Consider the following 25631-nt stretch of genomic DNA (forward strand, 5'->3'; position numbering starts at 1 on the left):
AGTGCTGTTATCGAGGTGTGGGTCGAAAGTAATGATCCGGCGTACCGGGCAATCGGCCCGCTGGAAGCGAACAAGATTCCGGAGCCATAAAAAAAGGCGGTTTTCCGGGAAAACCGCCTTTTTCGTGAAAAACCTGAACCACAAGACGGCTCAGGTCATGTCGGCGTCACATCAGGCGGGTGCCTGACCCTCGGAGAGGAAGAACCAGGTTTCCAGCACGGAATCGGGGTTGAGCGAAACGCTCTCGATCCCCTGCTCCATCAGCCAGCGCGCCAGATCCGGATGGTCGGAAGGCCCCTGGCCGCAGATGCCGATGTACTTGCCCGCCTTGTTGCACGCGGCAATGGCGTTGGACAGCAGCTTCTTGACCGCCGGGTTACGCTCGTCGAACAGGTGCGCGATAACGCCGGAGTCGCGATCCAGCCCCAGGGTCAATTGGGTCAGGTCGTTGGAACCGATGGAGAACCCGTCGAAATACTCCAGGAACTCCTCGGCGAGAATCGCGTTGGAAGGCAGCTCGCACATCATGATGACGCGCAGGCCGTTTTCGCCGCGTTTGAGACCGTTGGCCGCCAGCAAATCGATGACCTGGCTCGCCTCGCCCAGGGTGCGCACGAACGGCACCATGATCTCGACGTTCGACAGCCCCATGTCTTCGCGAACCCGCTTGAGCGCGCGGCATTCCAGTTCGAAGCAGTCGCGGAAGTTTTCGCTGATATAGCGCGACGCACCGCGGAAACCCAGCATCGGGTTTTCTTCTTCCGGTTCGTACAGCTTGCCGCCGATCAGGTTGGCGTACTCGTTGGACTTGAAGTCCGACAGACGCACGATGACCTTCTTGGGCGTGAACGCCGCCGCCAGGGTGCTGATACCTTCCACCAGTTTCTCGACATAGAACTCGACCGGATCGTCGTAGCCGGCGATGCGCTTGTCGACGCTGTCCTTGATCTCGGGCGGCAGGTTGGCGTAGTTGAGCAGCGCCTTGGGGTGAACGCCGATCATGCGGTTGATGATGAATTCCAGGCGCGCCAGGCCGACACCGGCGTTGGGCAACTGGGCGAAGTCGAAGGCGCGATCCGGGTTGCCGACGTTCATCATGATCTTGAACGGCAGCTCGGGCATGGCATCGACCGAGTTGGTCTTGATGTCGAAGCCCAGTTCGCCTTCGAAGATATAACCGGTATCGCCTTCGGCACAGGAAACGGTCACGCCCAGGCCGTCATTCAGCAGCTCGGTCGCATTGCCGCAACCGACCACCGCCGGGATGCCCAGCTCGCGAGCGATAATCGCCGCGTGGCAGGTACGACCACCACGGTTGGTGACGATGGCGCTGGCGCGCTTCATCACCGGTTCCCAGTCCGGATCGGTCATATCGGACACCAGCACGTCGCCGGGCTGGACCTTGTCCATCTCCGACACGTCCTTGATGATCCGCACCTTGCCGGCGCCGATGCGCTGGCCGATGGCGCGACCTTCGACCAGGACACTGCCCTTTTCCTTGAGCAGGTAGCGCTCCATGACGTTGGCCGAGGAACGGCTCTTCACGGTTTCCGGGCGTGCCTGCACGATGTACAGCTTGCCATCGTCACCATCCTTGGCCCACTCGATGTCCATCGGCGCCTTGTAATGTTTCTCGATGATCATCGCCTGTTTCGCCAGCTCGCTGACTTCGGCATCGGTCAGGCAGAAACGCGCGCGGTCGGCGGCGTCGACATCGACGGTCTTCACCGAGCGACCTGCACTGGCCTCCTCGCCGTAGATCATCTTGATCGCCTTGCTGCCCAGGTTGCGGCGCAGGATCGCCGGACGGCCGGCGGTCAGCGTGTGCTTGTGCACATAGAATTCGTCCGGGTTCACGGCGCCCTGAACGACGGTTTCACCCAGGCCATAGGCACCGGTAATGAACACCACATCGCGGAAGCCCGACTCGGTGTCGAGGGTGAACATGACGCCGGCGGTGCCGGTTTCGGAACGCACCATGCGCTGCACGCCGGCCGAGAGCGCGACCAGCTTGTGGTCGAAGCCCTGGTGGACGCGATAGGAAATGGCGCGGTCATTGAACAGCGAAGCGAACACTTCCTTGGCGGCGCGGATCACGTTGTCGACGCCGCGAATGTTGAGGAAGGTTTCCTGTTGGCCCGCGAAGGAGGCGTCCGGCAGGTCTTCGGCGGTGGCCGATGAACGCACGGCGACGGCCAGATTGGGGTTGCCGGCGGACAACGCATCGAAAGCCGCGCGAATTTCGGCGTCGAGGCGCTCGGGGAACTCGGCTTCCATGATCCACTGACGAATCTGCGCGCCGGTACGGGCCAGCGCGTTGACGTCGTCGACATCAAGAGCATCCAGAGCAGCATGGATCTGATCGTTCAGACCGCTCTGCTCAAGGAAATCACGGTAGGCCTGGGCCGTGGTAGCAAAGCCACCAGGCACCGAAACGCCAGCGCCCGCGAGGTTGCTGATCATTTCGCCGAGGGATGCGTTCTTGCCTCCCACATGCTCCACATCATGGACGCCGAGCTTATCGAGGGAAACTACGTACTCTACCAAGGTGATCTCTCCACTAACGGTTGTTGGGAAAAGCTCAAGTACCGACGGCCGCCGGGAAGCGACTGCCGGCCAGTTGGATCGGGCGCGAGCCAGAACCGGTTAAAAAGGCGAGAATGCAGCTTCGAGGGCCGCAAGCGCGCCTATGATATCCAGGAATCGTCACCTGCCTTAAGGTCAAGACGCACATGAAACGATCCGCTTTCTTTATTTCCGACGGCACGGGTATCACCGCCGAAACGCTGGGCCAGAGTCTGCTAGCGCAGTTTGAAACCATTACCTTCAACAAGTTCACGCGCCCCTATATAGACAGCGTCGAGAAGGCCCGGGCGATGGTACAACAGATCAACAACGCCGCCGACAAAGACGATGCCCGGCCGATCATCTTCGATACCATCGTCAACCAGGAAATCCGCGAAATCCTGGCTACCTCCAACGGCTTCATGATCGATATCTTCTCGACCTTTCTCGCGCCGCTGGAGCAGGAGCTTAGTTCACACTCGTCCTATTCGGTGGGTAAATCCCATTCGATCGGGCACAGTTCCAAGTACATGGAGCGTATCGAAGCGGTCAACTTCGCCCTGGACAACGACGACGGCGCCCGCACCCAGTATTACGACAAGGCCGACATCATTCTGGTGGGTGTTTCACGCTGCGGCAAAACGCCGACCTGCCTGTACATGGCGATGCAGTTCGGTATCCGCGCGGCCAACTATCCGCTGACTGAAGACGACATGGAGCGTCTGCAATTGCCGGAGGTACTGAAAGCGCACCGCGATAAACTCTTCGGCCTGACCATCGACCCTGATCGCCTGACGGCCATCCGTCACGAGCGCAAGCCCAACAGTCGCTACGCCAGTTACGCCCAGTGCGAGTTCGAAGTGCGCGAAGTGGAGAACCTGTTCCGCCGGGAGAACATCGCGCATATCAACTCGACGCATTTTTCCGTGGAAGAGATCTCGGCCAAAGTGCTGGTGGAGAAAGGGGTGGAGCGCCGGTTCAAGTAACGCCGGCTGTGGATTCAAGCCCCCCTGTCATCTGTGCGTGTGTGATGTATTCTGTGGGAGGCAGCTTGCTGGCGATGAACCATGACGCGGTTTGTCTGACACTCTGCGTGGTCCGGTTTTGCTGCCGCTTCGCGGCAGATCGCGGATGAATCCGCTCCTACGGATGGTCGTTGATTGCCACTGGCGGCACCCTCACCCAGCCTTCCATCAGGGTCCTGGCGCTGCGACTCATGATCGCTTTGGTCACTTTCCATTCACCGTCCTGTTGAATCGCCTCGGCGCCGACGCGCAGGGTGCCGGATGGATGGCCAAAGCGCACGGCCCGGCGGGACGCGCCCCCAGCGGCCAGGTTCACCAGCGTGCCGGGGATGGCTGCGGCGGTGCCGATGGCGACTGCCGCAGTGCCCATCATGGCGTGATGCAGCTTGCCCATGGACACCGCGCGCACCACCAGGTCGATGTCTTGCGCGCTGACCTGCTTGCCGCTGGAAGCCCGATAGTCGGCCGGTGGCGCGACGAATGCGACCTTGGGCGTGTGCTGGCGCGCGGCGGCCTGCTCGATGCTGTCCACCAGCCCCATGCGCACCGCGCCGGCGGCGCGGATCGCTTCGAGCACGGCCAGAGCCTGCGGGTCGCCGTTGATGTCGCCTTGCAGTTCGGTGCCGCTGTAGCCGATGTCGACGGCGTTGACGAACACGGTCGGGATGCCGGCGTTGATCAGGGTGGCTTTAAGCGCCCCCACTCCCGGCACATCGAGTTCATCGATCAGATTGCCGGTGGGAAACATCGAGCCGCCCGCGCCCTCTTCATCAGCCGCCGGATCGAGAAATTCCAGCCGCACCTCGGCTGCCGGAAAGGTCACGCCATCCAGCTCGAAGTCGCCGGTTTCCTGCACGTCCCCGTTGCTGACCGGCACATGAGCGATGATCGTCTTGCCGATATTGGCCTGCCATATCCGTATGGTCGCCACCCCGTCATGGGGCACACGCGCCGGGTCTACCAGCCCGCTGCGAATCGCAAAACCGCCCACCGCGGCGGACAGGTTTCCGCAGTTGCCGCTCCAGTCCACGAACGGCTGGTCGATGGAGACCTGACCGAACAGGTAATCGACGTCGTGATCCGGCCTGCTGGCCGGCGCCAGTATCACAGCCTTGCTGGTGCTGGACGTCGCACCGCCCATGCCGTCGATCTGCTTTTCGTAGGGATCGGGGCTGCCGATGATCCTGAGCAGCAGCGCGTCACGTGCGGGTCCCGGCACCTGCGCGGCTTCAGGCAGGTCGCTCAGCTTGAAGAACACGCCTTTACTGGTGCCGCCACGCATGTAGGTGGCAGGAATCTTGAGTTGGGGTGCGTGAGGCATGAGGGTTTGTCCTTTAATGATGCACGGCCAGACGTTCTGGCGATCAGTGCCTGATTGACACCTGACAGATAGCGTCGGTCTCGTCGCGACCAAGGTCCCTCCCACAGAAGGTATGCGCATGACCGTGGGAGGGAGCTTGCTCGCGACAGCCCGTAGCAAGGTGGAACCTGGCACCAAGGCGGCGGATGCCGGCGTCAGCCATCGCTTGCCTCCAGGAAATCCTGGGCGAAACGCTGCAACACGCCCCCCGCCTCGTAGATCGAGACTTCTTCGGCGGTGTCCAGCCGGCAGGTGACCGGCACGTTTAGCCGCTCGCCATTGTGACGGTGGATGACCAGCGTCAGGGTCGCGCGGGGCGTTCGTTCACCAATCACGTCAAAGGTTTCGCTGCCGTCGATGCCCAGGGTCAGCCGCGTGGTGCCCGGCTGGAACTCCAGCGGCAGCACGCCCATGCCCACCAGATTGGTGCGATGGATACGCTCGAAGCCCTGCGCCGCGATGGCTTCGACACCCGCCAGCCGGACGCCCTTGGCGGCCCAGTCGCGGGACGACCCTTGGCCATAGTCCGCGCCGGCGATGATGATCAGTGGCTGCTTGCGCTGCATGTAGGTCTCGATGGCCTCCCACATGCGCATCACCTTGCCCTCAGGCTCCAGCCGGGTCAGCGAGCCTTTCTTGACCTGCCCGTCCACGACGGCCATTTCGTTGACCAGTTGCGGGTTGGCGAAGGTGGCGCGTTGCGCGGTCAGGTGATCGCCGCGATGGGTCGCGTAAGAGTTGAAGTCTTCTTCCGGCACGCCCATTTTCGCCAGGTATTCACCGGCGGCGCTGTCACGCAGGATCGCATTGGACGGCGACAGGTGGTCGGTGGTGATGTTGTCCGGCAGCACCGCCAGCGGGCGCATGCCCGCCAGAGTCCGCTCTCCGGCCAGCGCGCCTTCCCAGTAAGGGGGACGCCGAATGTAGGTGCTCATTGGCCGCCAATCGTAGAGCGGCTCGACCTGCGGCCCGCTCAGGTCATCCACGGCAAACATCGGGATATACACCTGACGGAATTGCTCCGGCTTCACCGCTGCCTGCACCACGGCGTCGATTTCCTGATCGTCAGGCCAGATGTCGCGCAGGCGTATTTCTCGCCCATCCACCACGCCCAGCACGTCACGCTCGATGTCGAAACGTGTGGTCCCGGCGATGGCATAGGCGACCACCAACGGCGGCGAAGCCAGGAAGGCCTGCTTGGCGTAAGGATGGATACGGCCATCGAAGTTTCGGTTACCGGACAGCACCGCGGTGGCATACAGATCGCGGTCGATGATTTCCTGCTGGATGACCGGATCCAGCGCGCCGGACATACCGTTGCAGGTCGTGCAGGCGAAGGCCACGATGCCAAAACCCAGTTGCTCCAGTTCGCGGGTCAACCCGGCCGCGTCCAGATACAGCGCCACCGCCTTGGAGCCGGGTGCCAGTGAGGTTTTCACCCAGGGTTTGCGGGCCAGACCCAGGCGATTGGCATTGCGCGCCAGCAGTCCCGCCGCGATGACGTTGCGCGGGTTGCTGGTGTTGGTGCAACTGGTGATCGCCGCGATGATGACCGCGCCGTCGGGCATCTGCCCCGGCGTTTCTTGCCACGGCCCGGCGATGCCTTTTTCGGCAAGCTCGGAGGTTGCGACCCGGGCATGGGGATTCGACGGCCCGGCCATATTGCGCACCACCGTGGACAGATCGAAGCTCAGCACCCGTTCGTATTCGACCTGCGCCAGACTGTCCGACCACAGCCCGGTTTGCCGCGCATAGGTCTCCACCAGCCGCACCTGATCATCTTCCCGGCCGGTCAGGCGCAGGTAATCGAGGGTCTGCGAGTCGATGGAAAACATCGCGGCGGTCGCGCCATATTCCGGCGCCATATTGGAAATGGTGGCACGGTCACCCAGGGTCAGGCTGGAAGCGCCTTCGCCGAAGAATTCCAGGTACGCGCCGACCACCTTCTGCCGGCGCAGGAATTCGGTCAGCGCCAGCACGATGTCCGTGGCCGTGATGCCGGGCTGGCGGCGACCGGTCAGCTCGACGCCGACGATATCCGGCAGACGCATCCAGGAAGCACGCCCCAGCATCACGTTCTCCGCCTCCAGCCCGCCTACGCCGATTGCGACCACTCCCAGCGCATCGACGTGGGGCGTATGGCTGTCGGTGCCGACCAGCGTATCGGGAAACGCCACGCCATCGAGTGTCTGCACCACCGGCGACATTTTCTCCAGATTGATCTGGTGCATGATGCCGTTGCCGGGCGGGATCACTTCGACGTTCTTGAATGCCTGCTTGGTCCAGTCGATGAAGTGAAAACGGTCCTCGTTACGGCGGTCCTCGATGGCGCGGTTCTTGGTGAAGGCGTCGGGATCGTAGCCGCCACACTCCACTGCCAGCGAATGGTCGACGATCAACTGCACCGGCACCACCGGATTGACCAGCGCCGGGTCGCCGCCCTGGGAGGCGATGGCATCGCGCAGCCCGGCCAGATCCACGAGCGCGGTCTGGCCGAGAATGTCATGACAGACCACGCGGGCGGGAAACCAGGGGAAGTCCAGATCCCGGCGACGCTCGATCAGCTGGGTCAGCAATGCTTCGAGGCTGACGGGATCGCAGCGACGCACCAGGTTTTCCGCCAGCACGCGGGACGTGTAGGGCAAGGTGTCGTAGGCGCCGGGCCGGATGGCGTCGACGGCCGCGCGGGCGTCGAAATAGTCCAGTGAAGTGCCGGGAAGCGGCTTGCGGTATTCAGTGTTCATGCGAAGACTCGGTCACGGTAAGGTCCGGACGGCGCGGGGAGCTTCTGGCGGCTCCCCTGCTTCCGTCAACGTTGATCGATGGATACGAACGGGCGCTGCTCCACCCCGACATATTCGGCGCTTGGACGAATGATGCGATTGTTCGCCCGCTGCTCGAAGACATGGGCCGCCCAGCCGGTCACCCGCGAGCAGACGAAGATGGGCGTGAACAGCTTGGTCGGGATACCCATGAAGTGGTAAGCCGAGGCGTGGTAGAAGTCGGCATTGGGGAACAGTTTCTTCTCATCCCACATCACCTTGTCGATGGCTTCGGAGACCGGGAACAGCACCTGGTCGGCCGCCTCGTCCGCAAGCTTGCGCGACCACTCCTTGATCACTTCGTTACGCGGGTCCGACTCTTTATAGATGGCGTGCCCGAAGCCCATGATCTTTTCCTTGCGTTCAAGCATGCCCAGTGTGCCCTGGGTCGCTTCATCGGCGCTGCCGAAGCGCTGGATCATCTCCATCGCCGCTTCGTTCGCCCCGCCATGCAAGGGGCCACGCAAGGTGCCGATGGCCGCCGTGATGCAGGAATACAGGTCGGACAGGGTCGAGGCGCAGACCCGCGCGGTGAAGGTCGAGGCGTTGAACTCGTGCTCGGCGTAGAGAATCAGCGAGACGTCCATGACCTTGCGGTGCAGTTCGCTGGGCGACTTGTCCAGCAGCAGGCGCAGGAAGTGCGCGCCAATGGAGTCTTCATCACTGGTGCAGTCGATGCGTACACCGTCGTGACTGAAGCGATACCAGTAACACATGATCGCGGGGAACGCTGCCAGCAGGCGGTCGGTGGCGTCGCACTGCTGCTCGAAACCGCGCTCGGGTTCCAGCGTGCCCAGCATCGAAGCGCCGGTGCGCATCACGTCCATCGGGTGAGTGTCGGCGGGGATTCGCTCCAGCACTTCCTTGAGCGGTTGCGGCAGATCGCGCAGGCCTTTGAGACGCTGCAGATAGTCATTCAATTCGGCCTGGGTCGGCAGCTCACCATAGAGCAGCAAATAGGCGACTTCTTCGAAGCGCGCACCGGCTGCCAGTTCGCGCACGTCATAGCCACGGTAAGTCAGCCCGGCGCCGGCCATGCCGACGGTGGACAGGGCAGTCTGTCCGGCGACCTGGCCTCGCAGACCGGCGCCGCTCAATACTTTTGCTTCAGCCATTGCATTCTCCAGTTTTTGAAATTGTCGGGAATCGGCTTGTTGTCATATATACCCATGTCCGTAGGAGCCAGCTTGCTGGCGATGAACGATTACGCGGTCCTTCTGAAACACAGCGCCGTTCGGTTCTGCTGCCGCTGCGCGGCAGATCGCCAGCAAGCTGGCTCCTACAGGTTTCGTGCAATTCGCAGGGGCCACCGGGACCGCTTCAGCCCTTTTTCTGCGCAAACAGCGCATCGAGCCTGCGCTCGAAATCGTGGTAATCGATGGCGTCGTACAGCTCCATGCGGGTCTGCATGGTGTCGATGACATTTTTCTGGGTGCCGTCGCGACGGATCGCGCCATAGACATTCTGCGCCGCCTTGTTCATGGCGCGGAACGCGGACAGAGGATAGAGCACCAGCGAAACGTCGGCCTCGCGCAGCTCATCCACGGTAAACAGCGGCGTAGCGCCGAACTCGGTGATGTTGGCGAGAATCGGCACGCCGGCGCGGTTGGCGAATTGTTTGTACATGGCCAGCTCGGTGATGGCCTCGGGGAAAATCATGTCCGCCCCCGCTTCGATACAAGCCGCCGCGCGCTCCAGCGCCGACTCCAGACCCTCGACCGCCAGCGCATCGGTACGCGCCATGATCACGAAACTGTCGTCGGTGCGTGCATCCACCGCCGCCTTGATGCGGTCGACCATTTCCTGCTGCGAGACGATTTCCTTGTTGGGCCTGTGCCCGCAGCGCTTGGCGCCCACCTGATCTTCGATATGAATGGCGCCGGCGCCGGCCTTGATCATCGAGCGCACCGTGCGAGCCACGTTGAAGGCCGAAGAACCGAAGCCGGTGTCGACATCCACCAGCAGCGGCAGATCGCAGACATCGGTGATGCGCCGTACATCGATCAGCACATCTTCCAGGCCGCTGATACCCAGGTCCGGCAGCCCTAGCGATCCCGCCGCGACGCCCCCGCCGGACAGATAGATCGCCCTGAAGCCGGCGCGCTGGGCCAGAAGCGCGTGGTTGGCGTTGATTGCGCCCACGACTTGCAACGGATGCTCGGTGGCGACCGCGTCGCGAAAGCGCTGGCCGGGGGTTTGCGGATTATTGTTCATTGTTCACCTCGTTCGGGAGCAGGCTGCTCAAGGTAATGCCGTTCGATGTTGCGGCGGGATGCGCCGATGTGTCGGCGCATCAGCAATTCGGCGAGTTCGCCATCGCCATCGGCGATGGCATCGAGAATCCGGTGATGTTCCGTGAATGCCTGGCGCGGGCGATTGGGCGTGGTGGAGAATTGAATGCGGTACATGCGCACCAGCTGGTAGAGGTCACCACAGAGCAACTGGCTCAAGGTGCGGTTGCCACAGCCTTGAATGATCCGGTAGTGGAAATCGAAGTCGCCTTCCTGCTGGTAATAGCCAAGCCCGGCCTGGAACGCCTCGTCCCGCTCGTGGGTATCGAGGACCGCGCGTAGCTCATCGATCTCGGCTTTCGACATGCGCTGCGCCGCCAGCCGGCAGGCCATTCCCTCAAGCGATTCGCGAATCTCGTACAGTTCGATCAGTTCGGCATGATCAAGGGAAACGACGCGAGCGCCAACGTGGGGCACCCGGACGACGAGGCGCTGCCCTTCAAGCCGGTGGATGGCTTCGCGCAGCGGTCCGCGGCTGATGCCATAGGTGCGTGCCAGCTCCGGCTCGGAGATCTTGCTGCCCGGCGCAATCTCGCCACTGATAATGGCCGACTGAATTCGCCGGAAAACATGTTCCGCCAGCGTACCCTGGTCTTCGCCTGAGATCTGGACCTCGCTCAGCATTGTCGACACTTCCCGTAAAACCCTAAACAAACCAGTAGGAGCGGATTTATCCGCGAAGCGAGCGGCTAGACGACAAAAACGGCTGAGCCTGTGAGATCGATCGCGGCTGAAGCCGCTCCTACGGGGATCGATTCCGTTTGTGAAAGCTAGCCTCGATCGGGACGATGGTCAACGAGCATAAGCAGATTGTCGACAATCGTCTAATAAGCTCTTGCACGCTAAGGCCCACTGCCGGACTGGATTCGTCCTACGGAATGTTCAGCCCGCCGCTTTACTGGCGCCTGAAATACTGCGTGCTAGAATGCTGCCGCTTCGGTCGGGCGCCACGCAAATCCCACCGCGCTCCCGTCCTGCCGGCTCGCCTTGCAGGTTGCATTGACCCTCATATCACTCGCCAGGATCTATGAAACTCGCACTCCTCCCCGCCCTGCTCTGCCTCTTGTCGATGCCGGTCATGTCCCTCGCCGCCAGCAAGACTGTCTACGGCCTCAACGAATACGCGAGGCTAAACGACATGGACCTCGAAGTGGCCGCCAAGCTCGACACCGGTGCCAAGACCGCGTCCCTGAGTGCGAGGGACATCAAGCATTTCAAGCGTAACGGCGAAAGCTGGGTGCGGTTCTATCTGGCCATCGACGACCGTCATGCCCACCCTATCGAGCGCCCGCTCGCCAGGGTCAGCAAGATCAAGCGCCGCGCCGACGACCTGGACCCGGATGAAGAGCAGCAATACAGCGCCCGCCCGGTCATCAGCCTGGATATCTGCATGGGTGAAGTTTTACGTACCGTGGAAGTGAACTTGACCGACCGAAGTGCTTTCCAATACCCGCTTCTGATCGGGTCGGAGGCCCTCAAGCATTTCGATGCGGTGGTCGACCCGAGCCTCAAATACGCTGCCGGCAAGCCCGGCTGCGCTTCCATCGCTCAAAACGCAGAGTAGAAACATGCGCGCTCTTACGCTCCATCTGAAGATCCTGATCGCTGTGCTGGTGACCATGGGCATTGCAATCACGGCTTACCAGATAGTCGCGCTCGGCATTCCCGTGAGCGAAGAAGAAACCGACGATCTGTGGAACATCGACGCCAAGGTCGAGTTCGTTGCCACACCCAAGGAATCGGTGAAGATCCAGATGTTCGTGCCGCCACTGGCCCACGATTACATCAGCCTTAACGAAAGCTTCATTTCCAATAACTACGGCGTCAGCGTCAACCGCGCCGACGGCAATCGCCGGGTAACCTGGTCGACCCGGCGCGCCACCGGCAACCAGACCCTCTACTACCGACTGGTGTTGACCAAGCGCTACGCAGGCGAAAAACCCAAGCTCAAGGGCCCGATCTTCCGCGACAGCCTGCCGGTGGAGGGGCCTGAAAAGATCGCCGCCGAAGCGCTGCTGGCGCCGATCCGCCAGCATTCGGCGGACGTCGAGACCTTCATCACCGAAGCCATCAAGCGGGTCAACAACCTCAACGACGACAACGTCAAGCTGCTGCTGGGCGGCGATACCTCGGCGGGCAAGAAGGCACAGGTCACCGAACTGCTGCTGTCCATTGCCCATGTGCCGATGGAAAAGGCGCACACCATCCGCCTGATCGCCGACCAGCCGCAGACACCGGAACTATGGCTGCGCAGCTTCAATGGCAAGGACTGGCTGTACTTCAATCCGGAAACCGGTGAAGCCGGCTTGCCGGAAGACCGCCTGCTGTGGTGGACCGGCGAGGAAAGCCTGATCACCACCGAGGGCGGGCGCAAGGCGCAGGTCACCTTCAGCCTGAACAACAGCGAAATGAACGCCATGCGTCTGGCCAAGCTGACCGACGAGAGCACCGACGCGGACTTCCTGTCCTATTCGCTCTACGGCCTGCCGCTGCAGACCCAGCAGACCTTCATGATCATGGTCATGATCCCGATTGGCGTGCTGGTGATCCTGGTGCTGCGCAACCTGATCGGGCTGCAGACCCTCGGCACCTTCACCCCGGTGCTGATCGCTTTGGCGTTCCGTGAAACCCAGCTGGGCTTCGGCATCGCGCTGTTCACCGTGATCACCGCGCTGGGCCTGTCGCTGCGTTCGTACCTCGAACACCTGAAATTGCAGATGCTGCCCCGCCTCTCGGTGGTGCTGACTTTCGTCGTAGTGCTGATCGCGGCCATCAGCCTGTTCAGCCACAAGCTGGGGCTGGAACGCGGGCTCTCGGTAGCGTTGTTCCCGATGGTGATCCTGACCATGACCATCGAACGCCTGTCCATCACCTGGGAAGAGCGCGGCGCCAGCCATGCGATGAAAGTCGCGATCGGCACCCTGTTCGCCGCCTCCCTGGCGCACCTGATCATGAGCATCCCGGAACTGACCTACTTCGTGTTCACCTTCCCTGCCGTGCTGCTGGTGCTGGTCGGCTTCATGCTCGCGATGGGCCGCTATCGCGGCTACCGCCTGACCGAACTGGTACGCTTCAAGGCGTTCCTGAAAGAGGAACACGCCAAGTGATCGGCTGGTGGAAGACCTGGAAGGCGCTGGAAGCCAAGGGCATCATGGGCATCAACCGGCGCAACGCCGACTACGTGCTCAAGTACAACAAGCGCAGCCTGTATCCCATCGTGGATGACAAGATCATCACCAAGGAACGGGCGATTCAGGCCGGCATCCATGTGCCGGAGATGTACGGGGTGATCTCGACCGAGAAGGAAATCGACAAGCTCGGCGAGATCATCGGCGGGCGCAGCGATTTCGTCATCAAGCCGGCCCAGGGCGCGGGCGGCGACGGCATCCTGGTCATCGCCGACCGCTTCGAGGAACGCTATCGCACGGTGTCCGGACGCATCATCAGCCATGGGGAAATCGAGCATCAGGTGTCGAGCATCCTGACCGGGCTGTATTCCCTGGGCGGGCATCGCGACCGCGCGCTGATCGAGTATCGGGTCAAGCCCGACCCGATCTTCAAGAGCATCAGCTACGAAGGCGTGCCGGACATCCGCATCATCGTGCTGATGGGCTATCCGGTGATGGCAATGCTACGCCTGCCGACCCGCCAATCGGGCGGCAAGGCCAACCTACACCAGGGCGCCATCGGCGTCGGCGTGGACCTCGCCACCGGCATCACCCTGCGGGGCACCTGGCTGAACAACATCATCAGCAAACACCCCGACACCACCAACGCGGTCGACGGCGTGCAACTGCCCACCTGGGACGGCTTCATGAAACTGGCCGCCGAATGCTACGAGCTGTGCGGGCTGGGTTACATCGGCGTCGACATGGTGCTGGACGAAGACAAAGGCCCGCTGATCCTTGAACTCAACGCCCGCCCCGGCCTGAATATCCAGATCGCCAACGACTGCGGGCTGACTCACAGGACCCAGGCGGTGGAGGCGCGCCTGGAAGAGCTGGCGCGCAATGGGGAGCGGGAGACGGCGGTGGAGCGGTTGAAGTTTGTGCAGGAGGCATTCGGGCACGTCGTCTGACCTGCTTCCTCATCCTGTCGCCAAGGCGGCGGCCGTCATGCCACAAGCGTGATGTCGTCGTTCACCGGAAAATTCGGAGTGGTCGGCCAGGTCACGCCCTCGTTGAAGCTCACGAATACTTGCAGGGAAAACCTGGTATCGAGCTTCAGTCCCGCCATAAAGCTTTTGACCACGCTTGCCCGGATGCCGCTTATCAACTCCGAGGAAGTGACCGGATGGTTGTCCATGACGACCTGCTCTACGGGCTGCCCGGTGGTGTTCACACCGGTAATCCGGATCCGGACCCATTGAGTAGTTGCCATCAGGGTCCAGGTACCCAGCGCCAGTGGCAGTCCGGAGGCCGGGATGCTGGCGAGACTCAGCCTGCTGCCTGCCAAACCAACGACCTGGATGAGCGGCAGCCGGGCGGGATCGAGCGCAAGTACTTGCAGCCGCCTGATGGCTGAGGGATACGAAGTCGACGGCCCTGTGACATCGTAGGTGACAGGAAGTCTGCCACCTATATGAGCGGCCACATACTCTTTGGGAATCACATAGCGCCGTGAACCCGGCGACGCGGGGGTCGAAGTCCGGTAAGAGCCTGATGTATCTTGCTCCCCCCATTGCACCCAAATTGTTTCGTCGGGATAGATGATTGCCGTGTCGGGCACGATGACAGTGGCACCCGCCGCCGCACGCTCGGGCGCAAGCGTGATCTGCTCGCCCGATCCTGTTGCATGTTCCACGTCCGGCCAATCCAGATCACGTACCACGACCCGGGTCTGCAGCGTTACCGCTTCAGCATAGGGGCTGAGATTCCCGGCCCTGTCACGCACTCGGTAGTAGGCTCGACGCGGACCATCCCCACGACTACGAATCATGCTGCCCTCGAAGGCAATCGCGAACGGCTTGCTGGTGTCGTCCTCGACCAATGACCAGGTGTCGACCTCCTCATGACTGTCCGGCGTGCTATCCCAGTACCAGGTGATTTCATCGCCCGCGCCAGGCTCGCCATAACGGGGCAGATCCGCCATGACCTTGTCGTCATGAGCAGCCAGATAACCGGCCGTCACACCGTTGGAGATGATTTCTGTCGGAAAGATCAGCCGCTCGCTTGCCGCAAGCACCGGCGCGGTCTTGTCGATGGTGACCGTCAGGGGTTCGGAACCAGCGGGATTGCCGGTATGGATGGTAACGACGTAGTGGGCAGCAAATACTCCATCCGCGAGCGCTGCCACAGGAACCATGATGAACAGATCATCTGCGGCCACCGGTGCGGTCCATTCTTTGGAGAAAGAGGCTTTACCCCAGTGCAGAACCAGGCGTTCCGGGTTTTCCGGCGACGGCAAACTGTTGTGCCACATGGGAAATTCGATACGCAAGGGCGCCGTCGTGGCGGAAACCGGTATGAGATTGGTCGCGCCGCCCGGGATATCAGGGAGTGCATCCGGAGCGGTTGGCGGTGGCAGGAGGTCATCCGCGCCTGGAGAAAGAGTAGACATGAGAGCACTCCTGTCATTAAGGGAAGGCCTTCCTGGTCTCCCGAGATTCCTGGTTGTAGGTCACACCGCGACCGGGTTACGGGGTTGCCGCGCCAGAGCGGTTCACTTGTCCTTCCGAATCTGTGTCCCTGCGCGGTGATGCGCCGCCTTGCGCGCGACGGGTCCGACAGAATTGTTGATCCTTTGCGGCGCTCCGCCTGAGGCCTGACCGGAAGACCTGCTTACCAGGGCAGGTGCGCGACCGGGCGACCGCGACGGAGGCGGATGTCTGTAAATGTCGTCTGGCACCCGAGTGCGTTGCCCCCCGAACGGAACATCGCCCATTCTCCTTGTTTGCCAGGCGGCTCTGCTATTCACCGTCCTAGCTGAAGTTCCCATGGCCCCCAATCCTGCCGTCAACAGCGCGCCCGCCAGCAGCATCCCGCCGGCAACGTACAGCGCTGTCTGCAAGACCTGGTTATCTTTGACCTGCGTGCCCCAAACGATCAATCCTACGCCCGCTATTCCGAGAATCCCGGCTAAGGCGCCCATGCCAATGAAATGCCCGCTGGGGTCAGCATGATTCACCGGATCCCCTTCACAATACGCATAACCGTTCACCCCCCCTTCATCGAACGGGCTCAGCGAATCCGGACTGTTGAAACGCATCAATACCGGGTTGAAGGCGCGGTAACCGTTGCCGAGCATCTGCCAGCCCGTTGCATGCTCGCGCAACTCGCCGTTGAACCCCAGAGGGGTGCCGGTTTGAGCACTCTCCTCGCGCCAGCCGTATGGGCTATAGGCCATAACCTGCGTCGTCTGGTCCTCGGCCGTTTCGCTCAACACGCTTTGCCGGGCATCGCAAGCCAGCAACTGAGAACCCGACCCTCCATTGTCCCGGATTTCAGCCAGCACCTGCCCTTGACCTCGCACAAAGCTGATCCGCTGCGCACCCCGCAGGCGCGTGGCCAGCTCATCCTCCCGGTAAAAGCGCTGCTCGTCGTCCGGCCCCGCACCTGCGAGGCGGTCAATCGGGTCATAACGGTAGGGGTTCTGTCCGCCGTCCGATTCCTCGACCGTCAGCAGCCGGTTCAGCGAATCGTAGGTCAGCGTGCGTTGGCGCTCGTCGTGGATCAGATTGCCGTTAGGGTCGTAATCCAGATCGATCTGCGCTGGATATTGAGCCGTGTCGGAATGAGTGACGCGGCGAAGCTGGGTGGGATCCCGCTCATCATAAGTGAAGCGAGCCAGGTCAACCCCGTCGGGCGCCATGGTCTGAACCAGCGTCATGTTGTCCAGTTCATCGAACCCGAATACCTGTCGCGCAATGATGCGCCCGTACGGATCCACGGGAGGCTGACTGCCCTGACAAGTGTAGATTTCCAACCGGCCTCGAAGGTCATAGCGATAGGTTTCGTCTCGCAGCAGCTCCGCACCCTGCATCAGGGTTCGACGCTCGACCGCGTCCACAGCGTCGTACTCTTGGGCCAGGGTCTGGACCACGCCATCGAGATCGAAGGTGCGCAACGTCTCGCGCCCCAGGTCATCATATTCAAGCGTCACCGAAAGGCTTCGCTCGCCGTCCAGGGTACGGATACTCGCCAGTCTGCCCAGATCATCATAGGTGAAGGCGCTGGTCAGACTGCCCAGCTCTGTCGATTCCAGACGCCCGGCCCGGTCATAGCGGTAATACTGGGTTTGGCCCAGCACGTCGGTGTACTCAAGCAAACGCCCCGCGCGGCTGTAGATATAGTGCATGCTCAGCGGTTCATCCGCAGCCTGACGCCGCGTCTCGGACTTGAGCTTGCCGGTGCTGAAATAGCTGCGTGTCAGCACTTGATCGGCCTCCTGGCAACCCGTCAGCCGCGCATTTTTCTTGTCGTAGTCGTATTGCGCCGTCAGATTGTGCGGAAGGTGGCGGCGCAGCGGTTCATCGTTCAGCAACGGCTGATAATCGTAGGCGACCTCCTGGCCGGCCGGGGTAGTGACTGTGCGGGGCTGCAAGCGTCCCGGGTCGTAAGTGAAAGTCTGAAGACGACCGCCGACTGTCGATTGAACCCTGCGGTCCAGGCCGTCAAACACCTGAGTTCCCAGTTCAATGCCGTTCACGCTTATCCCGACCGGAAGATCCTGGTCGCTGTGCTCGGCATAGCTGCGCAGCACCACGGCGTCGTCCGGCAGTACCGTTTCGGTGATGCGATCGAAAGCGTCATAGCCGTACCGGGTCCGGGCATTCCGGCCATCGGTTTCCTCGGCCGTGCGCCCCAGCCCGTCATAGAGGTAGTGATGCAGGCTCAAGCGCTCGCCCGCTTTATTCAGCCGCTCCACTCGCGCGGGTTTGTCGAACAGGTTCTTCCAGGTTTCGGTGACGCCCTCGGCGTTCTCCCGGCCTTGCCCTTGCTGCCAGCTGCGGGTAATCGGCCCGTTCGAATCAACGGTTCCGATAGGGTCGGTCCGGCTGAACGACCGGACACCGTCGGGCCTCGTTTCGCACGCCTGCTCGCCCCAGTCGTCGAACTCGAATATCCGCTCGAGCGCCAGGGTCTGCTCGCCGAACCAGTCGTACTCGGTCTCCGCGACGACATGGCCCAGTTCATCATGGAGCGCCGTGTAGGTCTGTCGATACTGGTCGGAACGGACGCCGTCTGCATCCTGCCGCTCCTCGGCGATCACTCGGTTGAGCCCGTCAACCAGCGTTCGGGTGCCTACGCCGTCGACATTCGTCGCCAGCTGACTGGCCTGCTGCCCCGGCATCGAGGTGAGCACATATTCGTAGCGGCGGCTGGCTTCGAATTCGGTGCCGGGTGCCACGGTTTCCCTGACCACCCGCTCCAGAGCGTCATACCCGTAGCTGATCTGCACGTCATTGTCAGTGTCATGGTCCAGCAGCACTTCGCCGTTGAGCAGGGAGTGTTGACGCATAATCCGCTTCTGACTGCCCTCAAACCCGGTCAGGGTTTCGGTCACCTGCTGCACCGTCTCGCCGGCCTGACGGCTGGACAGCACCTCGTAGTTGTAATCCGTCTGCGTGGCGCGACCGTTCATCGTCTGCGTTTCCGTGCGCAGCAAGCCATGGAGAGCGGAGTTGCCGGGCTGGTTGTAATAAGCGCTTTCGGTCATCCGCAGCGGCCTTACGTGCGCGTCGTCGCTGCTGGTCAGACCCTCGTCCTGAATCACCAGCCAGTCGTCACCGCCGCTGGACGACAGGGCGGGCAGGCTCTGATAGCGATAACGAACCTGCAACGTCGGCGCATCCCCATGCTGGCTGTCCGCAGGCCAGGTAGTGCTGTCCTTCTGCTGCCGTACGAAGCCCTGCGGGTCGGGGGGACAGCCGTCCTCGCCATCCTTGCTGTACCAGGTCCGGGTTTCACGCACGCCGTTGACCTGCACCTGCTCCACCAGGTTGCCGTGTTCGTCGAAGGCAGTGCTCTCCTGCACGGATCGCAGGCGGGTCGGGTCGCTGGTCAGCCGCCATTGGGTGGTCACGGTACTGGGCAACTGAAACTGCGGTGGCTGGTCGTCGAACGAGACGTCCCTGTCATGGTAGCGGGTGCTGACCTGCTGCACGCAGTCGCCCTGGGTGGTGACTTCCTCGGTCTGCAAATGAAAGCGGTTAAAGGTCCGACTGACGGACCGTACCGGCTGGCCGCCTGCATTGAGGGTCGCCACTGAACCATATTCGTAGCCGGACGGCGCTTTGTAGAGGTTGTCCAGACCGTCGTCGTCCCAGCCAATGGGCGCGCCGTTGCCGAGGAAGTTGTGATCGGTATAGGCGTAAGTGACCTCGACCATGGGCTGGTCGAAGCCTGGGAACACCCGATGCCGGGTGACGCGCGGCAGCGGGTCGCGGGCCACGCCGGGGTAGCGGTGACCGCCGTCCAGATACTCGATGGTTTCGCGTCCTCCCACCGGGGTCTGGACCTCGATCAGGCACAGCACGCCGAATTTTTCGTCGTAATCGAAACGCCAGGAGGCCCGTTCCTCGGTGGGCAGGATGACGGCCCTGACCCGGCCGTCGCCGTCCAGCTGCATTTCGAAGGTGGCCAGCGGTCCACCGCCCGGCCCGCTGTCGGGGTGCAGATGAAAGCGCACGAAGCTGTCACCGGAATCGCGCTCGATGCGCAGCAGGGTGCCGTAGGCGTCGCTGATCGTTTCCAGCATCTGGCCACCGCGAAACGCGCGGTAGGTCAGGTCAACCGAATGCCCGGAAGGGGCGAGGATCCGCTCCGGCAACGCGACCCGCTGATCGGCGCTGCCGCCGGTGCACAGGATTTCCACCAGTCCGGATTTGTGGACCACCCGGTAGCTGTCGTTGCCCTGATCGTAGAAGTGGAAACTGTCGAGTTTCTTTTCCTTGATCACAGGTTGCGCGCCGCTGCCGGTGACCTTGAAGGTCTCGCCTGTGCTCAGAGCCAGCATCTGGTCGCTGGGAGTGTACTGCGACAGGTTGAGGTTCCAGCCCAGGCCGAACCCCGAATCGCCGACGTTGAGCGGGTTGAACTGCAACTGCAAGGGCACGGCCGGTCCGCACAGGCGGTTGGTCTTGAGTTCGGGCAGATCGACCGAGACCGTGTACTGGCCGGTGCGCGGATCAACGCCGGTCAGAAAAAAACTCAGAAAATTGAATGCATTGGAATGAATAGCGCTTTTAACAGTCATGGCAAATCCCTGTCTGTATTGTGTTCCGTCATCCGAATAAAGGAGGAACGCGTGACCAAGCGTCCCTCTCGCTGCAATCCGTCACCCTCAACGAGCCTGCAGCCTTAATTGATTACGACTGTCCGGCACGGTCGGCGGCTGGAATCCGATCTGCAACTGATGTCGATTGCCTTCTTCGTCCAGCAACACCACTACTACCGCGGGATCCAGGCGCGCGCGATAGTCACGCAGCGGTTCCCCGCCTGCCAGCCCGTCATACCAGTACGGCATGTCCGCCACGCGGTGCAGGCTGAATATCAGCTCGCCTGGGGACGGACCGGCGTCACCATGGAACTGGTCGTCCACCGGGTTCGCCGCTACGCTTTGCACCAGCGCCCGGTAAAAAACGTCGAATGACAGGCCGTCGGGCCGACGATCGTGACCTCTGTAAGGCACTGGGTAGAACGCGTAGCCCGTATAACTGAAGAACTTCTCTTCGAGAAACTCGCTTTCCCACTGAATGGTGGAGATGTTGCTCTCGAACTCCACAGTGGCGAATGAAACCGGATAAAGTCCCATCCTCTTGTACTTCAAGCGCCAATGATCGATGGAACTGAGGTAGAAATCGAACTCCTCGCCGTCGTCGCCCGCATACCCATCGCCGTTGTAAACGCGTTCACGGACCAGTTCATAATTGTTTCCGGGAGTCGGGTCTATGCTGGGGGGCCTGACGCCTCTGACCATAAGGGTTCCCTCGCCCCCAACGTCCTCGTTGGAACGCCACCAGCTGCCGTTGTCGGCCTGGAACTGCGCATAGAAAGAGCGTGATCCATCCACCGCCATGTGGATGAAAAACTCGCGATAACGGGTCGCGTTATTGGCAGGTTGAGGGGCGCTGTATCCTGCTCTGGGTCCTGCTTCTCCCGATGAATAGTGCCTGAACCGGTTCGGACGTACATGGACAGCCCAATCAACAGCATCGTCGTGGTGAATACCCTCCTGGAGGGAGTCGATGAAGGGCACGACCTGACCGGTGATTTCGTCGACGAGCTGCAACTTCGAGAGTTCTACATCGCTGACCGGGATCTCGACAAGCTGACCATCGATTTCCACCGGCTTGGTTTCCAGCTTGATGACGACCGGGATCTGCTGATACCCGTTGGAGTAGCAGGTCGTCAAGCCGCCGGGTGCTTCGATGCTGAACACGCTGAGTTCTTCCCAGCGGTCCGGCACGTATTGCTGCTGAACCGGCTGACGGTTGATGACCGTATAGCCCCACTGGGATGGAAAGAGAGGATACGGAGATGGCAGCTCACAGACGACTATGCTGACCCAGGTGTCGCTTTCCAAAGGAGCTGTGTAAACACCGCTGTCGACCACTCCGTCGCCGATTACGCTCCAGTTCAACAAGCCCGGATCGATTCCGCCGCCGACCTGCAGCTGTATTGTTTCACCCGGAGCCAGACCGGTGACGCTCCACGGTTCGAGCGCCAGATACATCGGTTTGTTGACCAGAAGGATCGTCGCAAGAGCCCTTTCCCGGCTGCCCTCTTCCCAGCTTTCGACGTACTGCGCCACCAGCGGTTCGGTCTGTAGCTCGGGCGGAGGGAAATAATTCTGGCTATTGGCGTCCAGCGGCTCCAGACGAGCGCCCAGCGTCGGCTCCAGCAGCCTGAAACGTACAGGCGCAGTGCCGATAGTCGTCGCACTCACCGTGACCGGTGTCGCATCGGTCCCACTTTTGACCTGGACCAAAGGTGCGATATTCACACTTTCGTACCGTTCCTGCACCAGTGCTGAAACGCGTTTTTCCTGGCCAGCCTGCTGATAACTGGCCGTTACCACCAACGGCATCCGGTGTCTGCGACTGGCGGCCGGGGCGGGCGAGGTATAGACGCCATTCGAGGAAATATTGCCTGTGGCATTCGGATAGTCAGGGCTGCGGACTGTCCAACGCGCCGCCGTGACCGTGGATCCGTCGCCCTTGCGCAGCACAAACTGTTGGCTCATGGCGGCACCCAGTTCTACGACAGAAGGCTCGACAGACGCCCCGTCCGGCTTGAGCGCGACATTACCGAAGATCACGAGATCATGGGGCTGATAGCGATCCTCATCGCTGTAAACGAAGCGGTAATCACCCGGAAACATCATGTTCGCAAGCCGCTCGACCTGAGGCTCGGTTTCCAGATGCAGATAAGGACTGCCAATCAACAACGAGGCGCTATAGCGAGCATTACCGCCCGAGACATCGTCCGGAATCAGATAAGGAAAATCGCTGCCTTCGATTGGCAAGCCGGGATTGGGCTGCCCCTCTTGAGCCTTAAGACGAATAAACACTACGATCGCGCCGTCGCCGTAGTTGGCTGCGCGCGCGTTATGCGCGCCAGGCGCGGCTTGTGTGCGTACGGCGAATGCAACGGGACTCAGCGGGTCGTAATGGTCCAGCTCGACAGTACCGATGATGAATCGCCGCTGCTGTTCAGGTCGCCCTGCGAAATAGCCCTGAAAATACTGGCCTATCCGCTCCCGGACTTTCTCCACGCTGCCCAGGTTGCAGACCACTTTTTCACCGATGGACAGATCCACGGTCAACCGCCCATGCTTGTCTACGACCCCTGTGGACTGACCGATATCAGCGGTCATGCGCACGTGGAAACCCAAGTCTTCGGTAATCGTGAACGCGGTCAGTACCGTGGGCGGCACTCCCGGCGCATGTCTGCGGCTGGAATAGGTGCCGCCGGTGATATTCAGGGTCATGGTCACCGCCGAACGGTTGAGGGACGCGGTTTCGAATGAAAAAACCGGCGCGCCCAGGACGATTCCCCGCAACTCCACTTCCTCGGTGCGCTCATCGTTGACGTAAAACGTTTCGGTGTAGGGCAGCAGGAAGCGCAGGTCATCCACCCCTTCGATATGCTGCTGAGCCAACAGACGATTCACCTCATCGCGGCTGTAGGCCATGATCGCGCCCCAGCCATGGGTCACGTTCCCCTGCTCAAGACGCTGGAGCAGGTCTTGCAAAGAGTTGTCTGTCATGACGAAACCCCCGCTGAATAGTGCTGCGCCAGCGCCATTGTCAGGGGCAGCGCAAGGATGAAATAGCCGTGGTAAGCAGGAAACCCTGGCAACGGTGCTTCGATTGTGACCGTAATCAACGCGAATCGGTGCTGTCCTGCCGGATCGACGCTATAAACGCCCTCTTGCGCGTCCAGTCGGCCGCTACCGGCGAGCAACGTCCAGGTAGCGCCTGATTCGATGACCCCTTCGCCCAGATTGGCGACCAGGCGCACGCTACCTTCCGGCAGGTCCGCGTCCGGCCGGATGCTGATCGTCGCAGTCGCGGCTTTGTGTACCACCAGCACAAAAGAGGTGTACCGAACCGCATCGCCCGACCGCTGGACATGGACTTCGTCCAGACTGAACGCAGGTTGCGGCCCGGAAGACAGCTCTGGCGCGACGTAGGTGTGATCGCCTCCGGGCTCGACGCTGGGAACAATCTGCGAGCCTGGAACCTGGCCGCCCAGCGACCACTGCAGCTGACTGCCGTCTCGGGCGGCGGCGGACATTTCGGTCTTCATTCCCGCTCCGCACACCACCACCAGCGGGTTGAAGGTCACATCCCGCAGCACGACAGTGATCAGCGCGCTGCTGGAATACTCTCCCTGAGTCGCGGTAACCCGAACGCGACTGAAGGTGCCCTGGATGTCCTGCATTGCCGGAGCGGTATAAAGGCCGCTGGAGGCGTCGATAGCGCCAGCATTTTTGCTGCTGCCGACAATGCTCTGAACTGTCCATGCGATACCGTCCACAGCCGGGACAGTAGTCAATTGCAGTGTTTGCCCAGGGCCAACCATGGGTTCCACAGGGTTGACTACAAAAGCGCTGGCGCGCGGCGCGATCCTGCCGGTCACGTACAGATCCCCCGGCAGATGCCCTTCAACCGGTTCGAAAAGGTAGCGGTCTCGGAAAAGGAGGCTGTTGAGGCGCAACAGGTCCAGATCTTGTAGCGGGCTCACGAAGTCGGCCGCGCTGTTACGCAAATGCGTTGCCAGCTCAGGCTCCAGGTAGCCTGCGATTTCACCGAAATGACCGGCGACTTCAGGGATATCGGCATACTCCAAAGGCGCCGCCTTGCACTGCATCAGTTCCGCTTCGGGAACAGCAGCCCACTGCAGAGCGCCGGACTGGGCATCGACCCGCAACGCGAAGGTCCCGCGCCATTTCCAGGCCAGCCGCACGGCTTGGGTATGCGTGATGTTTTGCGCAGTGCGCAACGTGAGCGGCTGGTCGACAAATCCTTGCCAGTCCATGACCAGCACATCCTGCTCGATGCGCACGTCGAAAGTGGCCTGACCGGTGCCTTGAGATGCCAGCGGAGTACGCAATCCGGAGCAGAATAGGGAAGGAAAAGCGGGAAGAACGGTGTTCAGCTCCGCACCCGTGCGTTCACCCTGGGTCACGCTCAAGCCTTCGATGAAGCCACTCGCGCCAGTATGGGTCTGCCAGGCGAAAGCTTCAGGATCCTGGGTAATGCGTCGGCATCCTTCCTCAATGAAGGTGCGCATCAGAAAATCGTTGCCTACCAGCATCGCCGAACTGAGGTTGGCCCCGTCATCGGCCGGAATCAGATAAGGCAGGTCGGCATCGCTCTCAGGAAAGGTGCCGTAGTTTTCTCCTTCCATGGTCAGAAACATCAAGACCGCGCCCAGTCCGTATTCCGGACTTGCGGGTACGTCCGCCCCCGGCGGCGCGTGGGTACGAATCTGAACGTTGCGCGGCTTGAGCATCTGCCCTTCCGGACTGGCGACTTCGCTGAGCACGAACACTTTCTGCTCGTCGGGAAGACCTTCGAAATACGCCCGGAAAAACTCTCCGCCGATTCTGCGATGGTCACGGCTATCGGCAAAATTCACATCGATTTCGGTACCTTTTGACAGGTCGATGACGACCCGCCCCTGTACGTCGACCGAGCCGAGCAGGACCGCCAGGGTCAGGCCCATGGTGATGTCCGGACCATTTACCGCATCATAGGAGGACACCCTGACGACCTGGTCAACGCCCCCTGGAGGTTTGCGCGTCGTCAACTGCGTGCCTCCCACCACCCTCACCCGCAATCTGGCGAGCGACCATTTTACGGTCGCGTTTTCGAACGTAAGCCTTGGGCAGTCCAGGGTCAGGCCGTACAGGTATTGCGCCTCCTCCTCGCTCATCGCAACCCTGGCGGTAATGGGTCTGAGATAACTGGTGGCGTCGAAGCGGGAGATATACTCCTGAATCAGAGCCGTGTTGGCATGGGACCGGTCGTAGGCAATGATCGCGTTCCAGCCCAGCGAACGCGGCTTTTCCCCAAGCCATTGCAAAAGTGAAGCAGCAGTATGACGTTCCATGTCGA

The 25631-nt window shown here is 61.5% G+C and carries 14 protein-coding genes; 4 read left to right on the top strand and 10 right to left on the bottom strand.

The genetic code is table 11. From position 1 onward, the window contains the following. Positions 1-171: 171 nt before the first annotated feature. Positions 172-2547, bottom strand: coding sequence for a phosphoenolpyruvate synthase (gene ppsA, locus TRP66_RS04540; protein WP_333400168.1), 2376 nt, complete (start codon positions 2545-2547; stop codon positions 172-174). 185 nt (positions 2548-2732) lie between these two features. Here ppsA and ppsR point away from each other — a divergent pair, with 185 nt between their 5' ends. Next, positions 2733-3551, top strand: a complete 819-nt coding sequence (gene ppsR / locus TRP66_RS04545) for a posphoenolpyruvate synthetase regulatory kinase/phosphorylase PpsR (protein WP_333400169.1) — start codon at positions 2733-2735, stop codon at positions 3549-3551. Between the two features lie 157 nt (positions 3552-3708). On the opposite strand, the gene prpF is transcribed toward ppsR, so the two are convergent. From prpF to TRP66_RS04570, 5 genes are all read right to left on the bottom strand, one after another. Then, positions 3709-4911, bottom strand: a complete 1203-nt coding sequence (gene prpF, locus TRP66_RS04550) for a 2-methylaconitate cis-trans isomerase PrpF (protein WP_333400170.1) — start codon at positions 4909-4911, stop codon at positions 3709-3711. A 194-nt stretch (positions 4912-5105) separates the two neighbouring features. Further along, entirely contained in the window at positions 5106-7694 is a 2589-nt protein-coding gene (gene acnD / locus TRP66_RS04555) for a Fe/S-dependent 2-methylisocitrate dehydratase AcnD (RefSeq protein WP_333400172.1), read from the bottom strand. Positions 7695-7759: 65 nt separating this feature from the next. Continuing rightward, the gene (prpC, locus tag TRP66_RS04560) at positions 7760-8887 is read right to left on the bottom strand and encodes a bifunctional 2-methylcitrate synthase/citrate synthase (RefSeq protein ID WP_333400173.1); all 1128 of its coding nucleotides are present in this window, start codon (positions 8885-8887) and stop codon (positions 7760-7762) included. Between the two features lie 205 nt (positions 8888-9092). After that, complete coding sequence (gene prpB, locus TRP66_RS04565) at positions 9093-9986, bottom strand: methylisocitrate lyase (protein ID WP_333400174.1); 894 nt, start codon at positions 9984-9986, stop codon at positions 9093-9095. After that, on the bottom strand, positions 9983-10687 hold the full coding sequence (locus TRP66_RS04570; protein ID WP_333400175.1) for a GntR family transcriptional regulator: 705 nt from the start codon (positions 10685-10687) through the stop codon (positions 9983-9985). The genes prpB and TRP66_RS04570 overlap by 4 nt, the downstream gene beginning before the upstream one ends. A gap of 403 nt (positions 10688-11090) precedes the next feature. Here TRP66_RS04570 and rloA point away from each other — a divergent pair, with 403 nt between their 5' ends. Genes rloA through TRP66_RS04585 form a run of 3 tightly spaced genes read left to right on the top strand, consistent with a single transcriptional unit; the run spans position 11091 to position 14141 of the window. Then, positions 11091-11627 (top strand): retropepsin-like aspartic peptidase RloA, encoded by a 537-nt coding sequence (rloA, locus tag TRP66_RS04575; protein WP_333400176.1) that lies wholly within the window; start codon positions 11091-11093, stop codon positions 11625-11627. A gap of 4 nt (positions 11628-11631) precedes the next feature. Then, entirely contained in the window at positions 11632-13170 is a 1539-nt protein-coding gene (rloB, locus tag TRP66_RS04580) for an osmotic stress tolerance membrane protein RloB (protein WP_333400177.1), read from the top strand. After that, a complete protein-coding gene (locus TRP66_RS04585; protein WP_333400333.1) occupies positions 13170-14141 on the top strand; it encodes an alpha-L-glutamate ligase-like protein in 972 nt (323 codons plus the stop codon). The genes rloB and TRP66_RS04585 overlap by 1 nt, the downstream gene beginning before the upstream one ends. A 35-nt stretch (positions 14142-14176) precedes the next feature. Here the strand turns inward: TRP66_RS04585 and TRP66_RS04590 are convergent, their stop codons facing one another. The 4 genes from TRP66_RS04590 to TRP66_RS04605 all read right to left on the bottom strand — a co-directional run bounded on the left by TRP66_RS04590 (position 14177) and on the right by TRP66_RS04605 (position 25626). Then, on the bottom strand, positions 14177-15622 hold the full coding sequence (locus TRP66_RS04590) for a hypothetical protein (protein ID WP_333400178.1): 1446 nt from the start codon (positions 15620-15622) through the stop codon (positions 14177-14179). A gap of 102 nt (positions 15623-15724) precedes the next feature. Next, positions 15725-20260, bottom strand: a complete 4536-nt coding sequence (locus TRP66_RS04595; RefSeq protein WP_333400179.1) for an RHS repeat domain-containing protein — start codon at positions 20258-20260, stop codon at positions 15725-15727. 87 nt (positions 20261-20347) lie between these two features. Continuing rightward, on the bottom strand, positions 20348-23275 hold the full coding sequence (locus TRP66_RS04600; protein WP_333400180.1) for a hypothetical protein: 2928 nt from the start codon (positions 23273-23275) through the stop codon (positions 20348-20350). Then, complete coding sequence (locus TRP66_RS04605; RefSeq protein WP_333400181.1) at positions 23272-25626, bottom strand: hypothetical protein; 2355 nt, start codon at positions 25624-25626, stop codon at positions 23272-23274. Before TRP66_RS04605 ends, TRP66_RS04600 begins: the two co-directional genes overlap by 4 nt. Between the last annotated feature and the right edge of the window lie 5 nt (positions 25627-25631).

This window comes from Pseudomonas sp. JDS28PS106 (genome assembly GCF_036706555.1).
Lineage (GTDB): Bacteria > Pseudomonadota > Gammaproteobacteria > Pseudomonadales > Pseudomonadaceae > Aquipseudomonas.

What these genes read in the sequence shown, in the direction of transcription:
- ppsR (WP_333400169.1), top strand. Translation starts at nt 2,733, where the DNA reads ATGAAACGATCCGCTTTCTTTATTTCCGACGGCACGGGTATCACCGCC.
- prpF (WP_333400170.1), bottom strand. Translation starts at nt 4,911, where the DNA reads ATGCCTCACGCACCCCAACTCAAGATTCCTGCCACCTACATGCGTGGC.
- acnD (WP_333400172.1), bottom strand. Translation starts at nt 7,694, where the DNA reads ATGAACACTGAATACCGCAAGCCGCTTCCCGGCACTTCACTGGACTAT.
- prpC (WP_333400173.1), bottom strand. Translation starts at nt 8,887, where the DNA reads ATGGCTGAAGCAAAAGTATTGAGCGGCGCCGGTCTGCGAGGCCAGGTC.
- prpB (WP_333400174.1), bottom strand. Translation starts at nt 9,986, where the DNA reads ATGAACAATAATCCGCAAACCCCCGGCCAGCGCTTTCGCGACGCGGTC.
- TRP66_RS04570 (WP_333400175.1), bottom strand. Translation starts at nt 10,687, where the DNA reads ATGCTGAGCGAGGTCCAGATCTCAGGCGAAGACCAGGGTACGCTGGCG.
- rloA (WP_333400176.1), top strand. Translation starts at nt 11,091, where the DNA reads ATGAAACTCGCACTCCTCCCCGCCCTGCTCTGCCTCTTGTCGATGCCG.
- rloB (WP_333400177.1), top strand. Translation starts at nt 11,632, where the DNA reads ATGCGCGCTCTTACGCTCCATCTGAAGATCCTGATCGCTGTGCTGGTG.
- TRP66_RS04590 (WP_333400178.1), bottom strand. Translation starts at nt 15,622, where the DNA reads ATGTCTACTCTTTCTCCAGGCGCGGATGACCTCCTGCCACCGCCAACC.
- TRP66_RS04595 (WP_333400179.1), bottom strand. Translation starts at nt 20,260, where the DNA reads ATGACTGTTAAAAGCGCTATTCATTCCAATGCATTCAATTTTCTGAGT.
- TRP66_RS04600 (WP_333400180.1), bottom strand. Translation starts at nt 23,275, where the DNA reads ATGACAGACAACTCTTTGCAAGACCTGCTCCAGCGTCTTGAGCAGGGG.
- TRP66_RS04605 (WP_333400181.1), bottom strand. Translation starts at nt 25,626, where the DNA reads ATGGAACGTCATACTGCTGCTTCACTTTTGCAATGGCTTGGGGAAAAG.